Origin of the sequence: Rhodococcus sp. ACS1, from assembly GCF_002300155.1 — a bacterium.
GTDB classification, from domain to species: Bacteria; Actinomycetota; Actinomycetes; order Mycobacteriales; family Mycobacteriaceae; genus Rhodococcus_F; species Rhodococcus_F koreensis.
The window spans coordinates 125,038-136,598 of record NZ_NSDZ01000005.1 but is presented as its reverse complement, the minus strand read 5'-3'; the positions used below and the strand labels follow the sequence as shown (position 1 = coordinate 136,598).

The following is an 11,561-nucleotide window of genomic DNA, read 5'->3' as shown; positions in this document are numbered from 1 at the left end:
CAACTCACCAAGCTACCCGTCAGGAAGTGGACTATTCGGAAACGCTATCGGGGAAGGCCGTCTGCGTGTATCCGCCGCGCAGGGTGCCTTCGATGTAGCTCGCCTTGCACGCCCGGCGGGCGATCTTGCCGCTCGACGTGCGAGGAATCGAGCCCGCGGGCACCAGCAGGATGTCGCGCGCCGTGACCCCGTGCCTGGTCGACAGCGCGGCCCGCACCGTGTCGGCGACGGGCTGCGGGTCGGCCTTGCCGGCACCCGGTGCGCGTTCGGCCACGATCACGAGCTGCTCGGAGGAGTCGTCCGCGTCGTAATTCAGACCCGAGTGCGTGTTCTCGAACACGACGGCCGGCAGCTGGTTGGCAGGGACCGCGAACGCGGCCACGAAGCCGGGGCGCAGCGCGGTGCTGGCCTCCTGCGCCGAGAACTCGAGGTCCTGCGGGTAATGGTTGCGCCCGTCGACGATCACGAGGTCCTTGACGCGGCCTGTGATGAACAGCTCACCGTCGATGTACACGCCGTAGTCGCCGGTGCGCATCCAGTTGGCGTCCGCGGACGTACCCTCCGCGTGGCTGCCCTCGGCGAGCCGGTTGGTGAGCTTGTTGTGGAACGTCTCCGCGGTCTCGTCGGTGCGTCCCCAGTAGCCGATGCCGATGTTCTCGCCGTGCAGCCAGATCTCACCGACCCGGTCGTCGGGCTGCTCGATGCGCGACTCCGGGTCGACGATGGCGGCCCACTGGCTGCGCGCGACGTAACCGCAGGACACCTGCGGGATGGCGTTCTCGGCGTCCTGGTCCACCTTCACGACGCGACCGGCGTTGAGTTCGTCGCGATCGACGTAGATGACGCGGGCCTCGTCCGAGTGCCGGGTGGAGGACACGAACAGCGTGGCCTCGGCCATGCCGTACGAGGGCTTGATCGCCGTCTTCGGCAGGCCGTACGGCGCGAACGCCTCGTTGAACTTGCGCATCGACGACGTGGTGACCGGTTCGCTGCCGTTGATGAGGCCGATCACGTTGCTCAGGTCGAGGCTCTCGCCGTTCTTCGGCAGGCCGCGGGCGGCAGCGTGCTCGAACGCGAAGTTGGGTGCGGCCGCGAACGTACCTGCGCCGTCCGACACCGCGGCCAGTTCCTTGATCCACCGGTACGGCCGCTGCACGAACGCGCGCGGACTCATGATGGTGATGTACTTGCCGCCGAGGGCGGGCAGGATGACGGTCAGCAGCCCCATGTCGTGGAACAGCGGCAGCCAGGTGACGCCGCGTGAGTTCTCGTTCAGCTCGATGGAGTCGACCATCTGCAGCGCGTTCGTGCCGACGGCGCGGTGCGTGATCTCCACACCGGCGGGCACCCGGGTCGAGCCGGACGTGTACTGCAGGTACGCGATGTCGTCGAGATCGATCTCGGGGCGCACCCAGGACTCGCCGACGCTGTCGGGGATGGCGTCGACGGCGATGATCCGGGGGCGTTCGGCGGCGGGGAGGGACCGGAAGAACTGTCGAACACCCGCGGCGGAGGAGGTGGCCGTGAGGATGGCGGCAGGCTTGCAGTCACCGAGGACGGCGTGCAGACGGTCGGTGTGGCCGGGTTCGTCGGGGTCGAACAGCGGCACCGAAATCGTTCCGGCGTGGATGGCGGCGAAGAAGGAGATGACGTAGTCGAGACCCTGCGGCGCCAGGACCGCGACACGGTCGCCGGGCTTGGTGACCTGCTGGAGGCGCGCCGCGACGGCACGCAGCCGGTGGCCGAACTGTTCCCAGGTCAGCTCCTGCGCTTCGCCGTCTCTGTCCCGCGAATAGTCGATGTAGCGGTATGCCAGCTCGTCCGAGTTCTCCCGGGTGTGCCGCTGGACGTAGTCGACCAGCGTGCTTCCCGAGTCGAGCCTGATGTGGCCCGTCTCGTCGATAAAATCATCGAACTTCGCGTTCATTCCATCTCCTCCGAAGCGATCACACAGGCATGCCACCGGCATGACTGCGCCCCAGACTTCCTTCGCCGAATCGGATCTTGTAAAACTCGTGGGAAACGACGTAACACGCCACTCACCCGAATAAGTTCATCGATTCCAAACCATCGATATGTTACAGATTGGCATCGCCGCCCTCGGTACGCTGCGTCTACTCGCCCTTCAGTTGCGAGATGATCGGCGCGAACGCATCCATCTGTGTGGGGAACACACCGACGTAGGACATTGTCGTCTTTTCTCGCACCATACGGATCTGATCGGCGATCTCCTCGAAGCTGCCGATCGCGAGATACGGCGAGCTCAGGATGTCTTCGACGGACAGCTTGGTGTCGACCTCGATGTTGGGCGGGAAGCCCTGGTCGAGTGCGGCGAGCGCCATCTCGGCGGTCTGCTCACGGTCGTCGGTGATGACGATGGTGGTGATCGTCCAGTTCAGTTCGATGTCGTCGAACCGGTCACCGGCGGCCTCCCGGATCCGGTCGACGCGCTCCATCGTCTTCTCGAGCGTGACACCCGACAGGAGGAGCTTGCCTTCCTTGCTGGTCGGCGTCGCTACGGAGATGATGTCGGCGTACTTGGCGGCGAGCGCCAGCATCTTGGGGCCGCCGCCGCCGACGGCGATCGGGGGACGCGGACCCTGCCGCGGTCGCGGGCTGCCCGTCAGGCCCTTGATCTGGTAGTACTTGCCGTCGAAGTTGCACTCCTGGCCGCGCAGCAGCACGTCGAGAATCTGCAGGGTCTCCTCGAGCTTGGCGATCCTGACGCCCGGGCGCTCGTAGTCGATGCCGCCCTTGTCGAACTCTTCCTTCATCCAGCCTGCGCCGATGCCGAGTTCGAGGCGGCCACCCGACAGCACGTCGATGGTGGCGGCGTCCTTGGCGAGGATCGCCGGATGCCGGAAGCCGTTGGCGAGGACGGCAGTGCCGAGCCGGATCTTGTCCGTCGCGATCGCGAGCGCGCCGAGCGCGGCGATCGGCCCCACCTGGTTACCCAGGTGGTCCGGGATCATGAAGCTGTCGAACCCGAGTTCCTCGGCCTTCTGCGCAAGCTTGACGAACCGACGCGCGCCGCCCTCGTCCGCGTTGCCCTCTCCGCCTGCCGCGAATCGGAACTTACGCAACGAGCTGGCGTCGGAACTCATGAATAGCTTCTCCTGTGGTGTAACGCCCCCGTTCAGGACGTGAACATCGGTGGGTCGGGCACGGGTGGTGCAGCAACAGTGCAGCACTCTACCGGTGCCGGGAAACGCACACTACCGGCGAGTACGCGCCGCGGCCATCTGCTCGGGACGATTCACGGCACACCGACCACGGTGAACCCATCCGCCACAAAATCAACTGTGGGCCGGGGTCGGGGCGGCCTCTATCTTCTCGGCTGCCCATCCGGCGATCCACTGCGTGGCCGTCGTGCCGGAGTCGTCGACGACGTACGAGTTGTACATCGCGTGGACCGGGTTGTTGTTGTACTCGAGAAGACGCAGCCCGCTGCCGATCCAGTTGCTCGGCTTCAGCGCCTGCGCCGGCGCGTCGCAGATCCCGTCCGTGGGGGCGCAGATCTCGACCGCCCGGTCGGTGAGGTCACCGAAACCGCCGGGCCGCTGACCGGTCATCGTGATGCCCGGGATCTGCAGACCGGCCAGGGACAGTTCGGCTCCCACACCGGTGACCGGCTGCCCGACGTTCGTCGCTGCGGCCGGGTCGCGACGGCCATCGGCGATGAGCCCGACACCCAGCACCAGATCCGCCGGAACAGGGCCGTCACCTGCGCCGATGCTCGAAGCGACGTCGCCGGCGATGACCGCACCCTGGGAGAAGCCGGTGAGCAGGAAGCTGGTCAGCGGGCACTCGGCGTGCCGGCGGACCAGGATGTCGTTGGTGGCGGCGGTGCCGGCGCCGCGGCTGTTGTTGTACGACTGCTGCCCGTCCGGCGGGAACGCGACCGGGTTGGAGAACTGCGCGACGTACGGAACCGTGTACACGTCGGCGCGCGAGGACTCGAACTGCTCCTGCAGCGGACGCGACACGTTGAGCATCAGCGACGCCGGGTTGGCCGTCGGGTTGTACGGGTCGTCGGTGGCGCTGGACTCCCATGTGCCCGGGACGACGACCACCTGGACGTCGGGACAGCTCGCCGGCTGGGCATTGGGACGCTCGGGACCGGGCGGCGTCGGGATCGGTTTGGGCAGCCGCCCGGCGAGCAGATACCAGAGTGCGATCACTGCGACGAGAATCACCAGCAGGACCACGATCAGCACCAGCAGTTTGCGCAGGAGGCTGCTCTTCTTCTTCCGCGTTCCGCGCCCGGTCACCGACATCGGCGTCTACTTGCAGTAGGTCGCGTGTGCGACGTCCATGTAGGTCGTGGCGTTGGCCGTCGCCTGCTCCTGGGTCAGTTCCTTCCCCGCAGCGGACGCCTCGGTGCCGACCATCGCTGTGACGAACACCATCGCTTCGGCGTCGCTCTTGCCCTCGGCCTTGGCCTGGCAGATGAAGTCGGCGGTGCTCACGGCCATGGTGCCGTCGGCGGCGGGCTCGATGCCCTTGGCCTTCAGCGCGTCGAGGAACTTCTGGCCGTCGGCACTGACCGGGACCTCGCTGGGGCCGGGGAAGTCGCCCGGAACTTCCTCGGGCTGCGCCGGCGGCGCGGTGGCCGCCTCGCCGGGGCTCGTCACCGGTGCGGAGGCCGACGCGGAAGCGCTCGCGCTGGGTGCGGCGGACACCGAACTCTCGGCGGAACTGGACGCGGCCGCGGACGTCGTGGTCGCGCTGGTCGACGGGTTGGACGTCGCCGTGGAGTCGTCGCTACCGCACCCGACCAACAATCCGCTCGCTGCGACGGCGAGCGCGCCTACCGCGATCGACCGTCGGAAGGTGGTGCTGATACGTGAGTGCTGCGGCATCTATTTCCGTCCTTGCTTTCCAAGTCGTTGTCTCTCGACAGGGTACAGACGCAGATCGGGCGGAAACCTGGTCCGCCGGACCCGGCTCCGCCCGTTGCGCGTGAGATTTCTAGTACGGTGCGGCCATCAGTGAATCTCGGCCTTGTTGTCGATCACTGTGACGTAACCGGTCTGGAAGTTCTGCTGGACGCCACCGGGAATGGCGAACTTGTCGCTGATCGGGAACCCGAGCCGGCCGCCCTCGTAGCCTGCGCTCTTCCAGGCGTCGAAGATCGGTCCGTTCTCGACGGCCCAGGCGCCCGACAGCGGACTCCAGTAGATGTTGCCGCCCTCGAACTGGTTGAACCGGCCGCCGTCCTTGACGGGGATCTCGCTGGTCTTCGGGAATCCGAGCCAGCCGCCCTCGTAACCGAGTTCGGCGTACTTGCCCATGATCATTCCCTGCACGCGGTGGGTGCCGTTCGCGGGACTGAAGTACATGGCGCCGATCTCGAAGCCCTGCACTGCGCCGTCCTTGCCGGGCGTGGGAACTTCCTCGGCCACCGGGTATCCGAGCGGTCCGGCCTCCCAGCCCTGCCGTGCCCACTCGTCCCGGATCGCGCCGCGGACGGCGTGCGCCCCGGTCTGCGGCGACCAGTAGACGGACCCGCGCTCGAAGTGGTTGAAGCGACCACGTCCGTCGGGGGTGGCCAGTTCGGGCGTCGTCGGGTAGCCGAGCGACCCGCCCGGACCGCCGGTCGCCTGGTAGACGCCACCGATGGCGCCGGCCACCGGCTGCGCGCCGGTGTCGGACTTGACGAAGATCCGGCCGTTGCGGAAGTCCTGGACCGTTCCGCCCGCGAGGCTGTACTCGGGGGTCAGGCAGTCGCCGATCCACGGGTTCGCGCCTGCGACACCGGCGATGGACCCACCGGTGGTGCACACCGGCTTCTCGGGTTCGACGTCGACGGCGCTGGCGAGCTGCGGCCACAGCTGGTGGAGTTCGAATTGCCAGTACGGCCACGAGTGCGTGCCGGACGGCCGGTAGTTGACCTGGGCGGGGATGCCCAGCTTGTTGAGCTTGGTCGCGAACGTCTGGGACGTGAGCCGGCTGAGGATCTCGAGCCCCATGCCCGCGTAATTGGTGCTGACGCCCGGGATTCCGGACGGCTGGTCGTACGGACCCGTGGTGCCGCTGCCGCTGGAGATGTACAGGCTGACGCCCTTGAGCTTGTCGGCCAGCAGGTAGGGGTCGTGTTCCTCCCACGCAGAGCTGGTCGGGGGCCCCCACATCGCGTCCGCGTCGAATCCGCCCGCATCGCTCATCGCGTAGGCGACGGCCTGCGGCATGCCGAGCGCCGTGGTGGTGAGCATGCCCGACAGCGACGCGGCGAACTTGAAGAATCCCTGGTTGCGGGCCGCGAGGAACATCGCGGACGTGCCGCCCATCGACAGTCCGACGACGCCGCGTGTCTTGGTGGTGCGCCAATCGCTTTCGAGGATCGGGGGCAGTTCCTTCGTGAGGAACGTCTCCCACTGGTAGTTCTGACCGTTGTCCTGGGCCACCCAGTCGGAGTAGAAGCTGGACTGGCCGCCGACCGGGAGGACGACGTTGATGTTCTTGTCGGCGAAGAACGATTCGGCGTCGGTCTCGAGCGTCCAGCCGTTTTCGTTGTCCTGCGCGCGGAGGCCGTCGAGCATGTAGACGGACGGGAACTTCTCCGTCGGCTTCGAGTTCCAGTCCCGCGCCAGCAGCATCTGCACCTGGATCGGCACACCCATCGACGGGGAGTTGATCCAGATCGCCACGCGACGGTCGGTGAGCCAGTCGACGTGATGGATCGTCGCGCCGCCCGGGGCCTGGGTGGCCACCGGGGCCTGCGCGGCGACTGGCGCAGCCGAGACGGTGGCGGTCTGGGTGAACCCGACCGCCACCGGCACCACGAGCACAGCGGCAAGCGAGGCGAGCGCGCGCCTTCGAACGTTTCCGGTCGACGAACGCTGACGTTCTGCCCTGAACAGGCCTACTCGCATGACGTTCACTCTCTCTCTGCGCGTCGAGGCCAACACGGAGCACGGCCTCGCGTTCCGGTTCTTTCTACACGCAAACAACAGACGAGTGGGAGTGCCGCGCTGTTACAGCTGGTGCAATTGTTACTTCCGAACTACCCGATCGTGTTGCCGAGATCCCCGGCCAGATCGTGGATCTGCTGCTGCCAGTAGCGCCACGTGTGGATGCCGCGCGGCGGGAAGCTGTAGGTGACGTTCTTCGCGCCGAGGGTCGCCATCTTGACCTGGAAGGCACGCGTGTTCGCCAGCGACAGCGCCTCGAGGCTCGCACCGGTGCTCGCGTTGAACACGTCGATGACGCCGGTCGGTGCGGCTCCGCCGGGGGCGGGGATGCCGTTGGCGGCCGACACCCACAGGCGGGTGTTGTTATCGCGAAGCTTGTTCGCGAACACGAACGGGTCGTTGCGCAGCCACGCCGGGTTCCACGGCGGGCCCCACATGGCGTCGACGTTGTAGCGGCCGGCGTCGAGCATCGCGACGCGGATCGCCTCACGCATGCCGGGAGCCGAGATGTTCAGGTAGCCCGACAGCGAGCCCGCGTAGTTGAACTGCTCCGGGTGGTAGGCGGCAAGCGTCAGGGCGGCGCTGCCACCCATCGACAGGCCGATGACGCCGTTGCGGGTGGACTGGAAGCCGAGGCGGTTCGCCAGTGCGTCGCGCAGTTCCTCGGTGAGGAACGTCTCCCACTTGTACGGGGTCTTCTGGCCGTTGAAGTTCGAGTTCGACAACCAGTCGGAGTAGAAGCTGGACTGTCCGCCGACCGGCTGGACGACGTTGATGTTCTGCGAGGCGAGGAACGGGCCCGCATCGGTGTTGACTTCCCAGCCGCTCAGGTCGTCCTGCGCGCGCAGGCCGTCGAGCAGGTAGACGACCCGGTTGGTGTTGCCGTCAGCGGCCCGCCAGATGCGGCTCTTGATCGGACCCATGGAGGAGTCGACCCAGAAGTCCTGCGCTGCGGGGTCGAAGGCTGCGGAGGCCGTTGCGCCGCCGCCCACCATGGTCACGCCCAGTGGCAGTGCGACCGCCAGAGCAATTGCGGCGGCGGTACGCCTGGCCCATCCGCTTGTTCTCGTCGAACCCCCAACTCGCATGAACTCGTCTTCCCTCCGCTTGATGCGTCTCGCGCCGCGGCCGCGGCAACCTCTCGATAACTCTCGTGAAAATCTCACGTACAGACGCCACCCGCGCAGCGCTCGCTGCGCGGGTGGCGTCTCGACGGGATCACCTTACTGACAAAAGGACCCGTTGTGCACTCCCGGGGGGAACGGATTCCGAGGTTTTCCTCTCACCCTCCGATCCGGGACCGTGCACTTCAGAACGCACGAGCGCCGCCCCGCCGGGGAGGCGGGGCGGCATTCGCCACGAATGTGGTGGCGTCTAGATCACCAGGCGCCCAGCGTGTCCAGGATCTGGCCGCGGGCCTTCCACAGCTCGGCACCCCAGTACGGCCACGAGTGCGTGCCGTTGGCCGGGAAGTCGAAGGTGGCCGGCACACCGAGGCTGGCCAGACGCACCTGGAAGGCGCGGGTGTTGGCCAGGGCGAGGGCCTCGAGGCCCATGCCGTTCGCGGTGTTGTAGTAGTCGATCGGCGCGCGCGGGTGATCGAATTCACCGGGCAGGCCGCTGGCGGCCGAGATGAACATCGACAGGCCGTTCAGGCGCGGCGCGAAGACGAACGGGTCGTTGCGCAGCCACGCCGGGTTCCACGGCGGGCCCCACATGGCGTCGACGTTGAAGCGGCCGGCGTCGAGCATCGCGACGCGGATCGCCTCACGCATGCCGGGAGCCGAGATGTTCAGGTAGCCGGACAGCGAACCGGCGAACTTGAACTGGTCGCGGTGGTACGCGGCGAGCGTCAGGGCGGCGCTGCCACCCATCGACAGGCCGAGGACGGCGTTGTTGGTGCGCGAGACACCGTAATTGGCCAGGAAGTCGGGCAGTTCCTGGGTCAGGAACGTCTCCCACTTGTAGGTGACGGGCTGACCGTTGAAGTTGCTCGCCGAGTACCAGTCCGAGTAGAAGCTGGACTCGCCGCCGACGGGCATGACCAGGGTCACGTTGTCGTTGCGGTACTGGTCGAACGCGTTGGTCTCGAAACTCCATGCGTTGCGGTCGTTGCGGGCGCGCAGTCCGTCGAGCAGGTACAGCGCGGAGCTACCGCCACGGGCCGCCCACTGGACCTGGACCTTGATCGGCCCCATGGAAGAGGGAACCCACAGTTCCTCGTAGCCACCGGCCGGTGCGGTCTTGGCGGGCCCCGCGTGCGTCGGTGCTGCTGCAGCAACGGCTCCACCAGCGATTCCTGCGCCTACAGGCAGTACCAGTGCGACGGCGCCGATGGCCATCGCACGCTGCTTGAGGCGCTGAGACAACCTCGGTCTGGCAAAACGCATGAATACTGCTCACTCTCTTCGTCTGCGGACTCCGCCAACTGGGCGGCTCCGGCGGATTCCGTCGGGGAACAGGCGACCTGCCGCCCCGGGCACGTGGCCGGGTCGGCAGCGGACCTCTTCCGAGTCACACTGCGCTTGGTGGACTGTATGTCACACGAACTTCCCTGACAAACGCTCGCGGAGCGCTTTTCGGGGAACTTCCAGACCACCGTCACGATGACTCATCATCGACGTACATCGTCGCCGACAGTTCCAGCGTTACACAAACGAGATCTGATGTTCCGACATCGAGATCTGCCCGGGACGCCGCGGTGACACAGGCCCCGCCCGGTACGCCCTATTTGGCCGGTTCCGGGAACGGCGGCTCGAGATTGCACCGCTGAATTTCATATGCGGGCACTCGCTCGATTCGATAACTCGCGAAATGCAGCGCATCCTTGAAATTCTGTTTGAATCGCGGCCACGTCAGTTCCGACCGGTACGACGTCAGCAGGTCCTGAGTCTCGGGGCACGTGAGCGCGACCCGCGCCTCGGTCACCCAATCCTCGTCGAGGAATCCGGGCATCCACGGGTGCTTGTCGATCATTCCCGTGTCCACCACGACCCAGTCGGGGTACAGAGCTTTGTCGTGCCCGATACGGCCGTCGTCCAACCGCTCGGTGTGCGCCGCAAGCGGGTAGGCGAGACCCATCTGGTCCAGCACCCGCACGTCGAGGCCGACGTTCATGCTCGTCATGCCGAGGTTCAGGAAGTACACGGTGTGTCCTGCGCCGTCCTCCGGGATCGGAAGGGGCGGTGGAACGACGAACCAGTACGTGTAGTCGGCGGACGGGATGAGCAGGCCGCCGTCGGGGGTGTCCGAAATGGTCTGGACCATGGCGCGCATGCGCGGATAGTCCAGGTAGTCGTCCGCGCGAATCGGGTGCGCATGACCGGTGTTGAGAACGTAGAAGGCGCGTTCGTCGACAATTCCGGAACGTCCGATAACGACACCTTCCGGCATTCCCGTCGTGTTCGACGCGAAAAACGCCCACACGACGGTGCCGACCCACAGGAAAGCCATTGCCAGGAAAATCGACGATTCCCTGTTACGCCCCCATGATGCGCGGTCCGGAATTCGCACCGGAATTACGGCGACAGGAACGATGAAACAGAACAGAACGGGGAGAAGAACGCGGCCGTGCATGAAGTCGCCGCCGACGCGCAACGAGTACAGACCGAGGATCAGCCCGCTCGCGAGAATGAAGACGACCACGGCATTCTGCGTGCGCAGCCCTCCGCGCAGGCGCGTCAGCCAATTCCCTTCGGTGTGACGAACACCATGCTCGATGTCCTTGTCCCGGCCGCGCCAGGCGATCACGGCGCCGGCGAACAGGAAGACCAGCGGCAGCCACAGCAGGTACGGGCCGAGCAGGTTCCAGAGGTACGCGAAACCCTGCGACCACTTCGCGCCGCCGGCGTCCTTCGACACCGCGGTATTGGGGTACGGGAGGGCGTAGTAGCCCATGCGCCAGATCTGGTAGCCCACCGGGACGATGCCGGCGACGAACACCATCGCCACCCGCACCACCCACGTGAGGCCGGGCGCCAGGAAGATCATGGCCAGCGACAGCACACCCAGGATCGCCAGTTCGGGCCGCACGAGCGGGCCCATGCCGGCGACGAACGCGAGCGTCAGCACCGAAGTGGTGGACGGGGAGGCCGCCTGGCTCCACCGGACCAGCAGCAGCCAGAGCAGCGCGATCCAGAAGATGACGAGGCAGCTTTCGAGGCCCGACGTCGCGAAGTCGCGGGCCGGGGGCACCGCGATGTACACGAGCACACCGGCGGGCATCAGGAACAGCGTGCCGCCGCCGGCGAAGGATCCACCGCGGTACAGGCGTGCGGTGCCGAACATGGCGAGCACGATCGCCGCCGTGGACAGGATGAGCGCGATCGTCAGAACGACGTATTCGAGCCGGGCCTGGGACAGCCAGCTGAACGCGTAGACGATGTACGTCCACGCGGTGCTGGTGTTGGCCTCGACCCGCTCGCCCGAGTTGAACACCGGACCGTTGCCCGCGAGCAGGTTCCGGACCGTGCGCAGCACGATCAGACCGTCGTCGGCAATCCATCGCCGTTCCCAGGCGCCCCAGAACATCAGGAGAGCCGAGACGGCCACACCCCCGAGGAAGACCACCCTCGAGAGGATGGCCTTCCGGTGGCGTTCGGTGGTCCGCTCCGCGGCGGCGCCCGATTCCTCGGCGTCGCCTACCAA

At 66.7% G+C, this 11,561-nt stretch carries 8 protein-coding genes; all 8 read right to left on the bottom strand.

Going from position 1 to position 11,561, the window contains the following annotated elements; all coding sequences use genetic code 11:
* Window positions 1-31: 31 nt before the first annotated feature.
* The 8 genes from fadD32 to zomB all read right to left on the bottom strand — a co-directional run bounded on the left by fadD32 (window position 32) and on the right by zomB (window position 11,561).
* Window positions 32-1,927, bottom strand: a complete 1,896-nt coding sequence (gene fadD32, locus CJ179_RS21395) for a long-chain-fatty-acid--AMP ligase FadD32 (protein ID WP_072938582.1) — start codon at window positions 1,925-1,927, stop codon at window positions 32-34.
* A 187-nt stretch (window positions 1,928-2,114) separates the two neighbouring features.
* A complete protein-coding gene (locus CJ179_RS21390; RefSeq protein ID WP_009477140.1) occupies window positions 2,115-3,104 on the bottom strand; it encodes an LLM class F420-dependent oxidoreductase in 990 nt (329 codons plus the stop codon).
* Window positions 3,105-3,296: 192 nt separating this feature from the next.
* A complete protein-coding gene (locus CJ179_RS21385) occupies window positions 3,297-4,277 on the bottom strand; it encodes a cutinase family protein (protein WP_074933804.1) in 981 nt (326 codons plus the stop codon).
* Window positions 4,278-4,283: 6 nt separating this feature from the next.
* On the bottom strand, window positions 4,284-4,862 hold the full coding sequence (locus tag CJ179_RS21380; protein WP_095862829.1) for a DUF732 domain-containing protein: 579 nt from the start codon (window positions 4,860-4,862) through the stop codon (window positions 4,284-4,286).
* 126 nt (window positions 4,863-4,988) lie between these two features.
* Window positions 4,989-6,875, bottom strand: a complete 1,887-nt coding sequence (locus tag CJ179_RS21375) for an alpha/beta hydrolase-fold protein (protein WP_095863573.1) — start codon at window positions 6,873-6,875, stop codon at window positions 4,989-4,991.
* A gap of 131 nt (window positions 6,876-7,006) precedes the next feature.
* Entirely contained in the window at window positions 7,007-8,002 is a 996-nt protein-coding gene (locus tag CJ179_RS21370) for an alpha/beta hydrolase family protein (RefSeq protein ID WP_083395667.1), read from the bottom strand.
* 291 nt (window positions 8,003-8,293) lie between these two features.
* The gene (locus CJ179_RS21365) at window positions 8,294-9,304 is read right to left on the bottom strand and encodes an alpha/beta hydrolase family protein (protein ID WP_072938600.1); all 1,011 of its coding nucleotides are present in this window, start codon (window positions 9,302-9,304) and stop codon (window positions 8,294-8,296) included.
* 337 nt (window positions 9,305-9,641) lie between these two features.
* Window positions 9,642-11,561: a flagellar motor control protein ZomB gene (gene zomB / locus CJ179_RS21360; RefSeq protein ID WP_095862828.1), complete on the bottom strand. Its 1,920-nt coding sequence runs from the start codon at window positions 11,559-11,561 to the stop codon at window positions 9,642-9,644.